Origin of the sequence: Aeromonas sp. ZOR0002 (genome assembly GCF_963866995.1) — a bacterium.
GTDB lineage: Bacteria > Pseudomonadota > Gammaproteobacteria > Enterobacterales > Aeromonadaceae > Aeromonas > Aeromonas caviae.
In genome coordinates this window covers 1-516 of record NZ_CAWMFQ010000148.1, presented here as the reverse complement: position 1 = coordinate 516, position 516 = coordinate 1, and the positions used below count along the sequence as shown (strand labels likewise).

Genomic DNA, 516 nt, shown 5'->3' with positions numbered 1-516 from the left:
CGTTGGGGCCGAGCAGGGCCACCAGCTGACCGCCGGACCAGGCGAGATCCAGGGGGGCGAGGCGATGGGGGATGGCCAGGGCGCGGGCCTCCAGCCGCCAGGGGGCGGGATCAGCGGGACACATCGGCATCTTGCCTCAGCAGCAGATAGATAAAGAGCGGGGCACCCACCGAGGCAGTGATGACCCCGATGGGCAGTTCACCGGCGTGCAGCGCCGAGCGGGCCACCAGATCGGCCCCGAGCAGCAGGGCGCCGCCCCCCAGCGCCGAGGCGGGCAGCAGGAAGCGCTGATCGCTGCCGCCGCACAGGCGCAGCAGGTGAGGCACCACCAGGCCGACGAAGCCGATGACGCCGCACAGGGAGACCGCCACCCCGGTGAGCAGACAGACCGCCAGCACCAGGCGTACCCGCATGCTGTCCACGTTCAGCCCCATAAGGCGGGCCTGGGTCTCCCCCAGCAGCAGTTGTTGCAGTGCCCGCCCCTGCCAGCAGAGCCAGCCGAGGATGAGGACTGTG

Annotated in this window: 1 protein-coding gene and 1 pseudogene; both read right to left on the bottom strand. The window is 71.3% G+C overall.

Translation table 11 applies throughout. The annotated features are described in order from the left end of the window. Positions 1-124, bottom strand: a pseudogene (locus AACR77_RS08995) (ATP-binding cassette domain-containing protein); the annotation flags it as partial. Next, a partial coding sequence (locus AACR77_RS08990) for an iron chelate uptake ABC transporter family permease subunit (RefSeq protein ID WP_042880919.1) occupies positions 111-516 on the bottom strand: 406 nt, incomplete at its 5' end. The gene AACR77_RS08990 and the pseudogene AACR77_RS08995, both read right to left, overlap by 14 nt.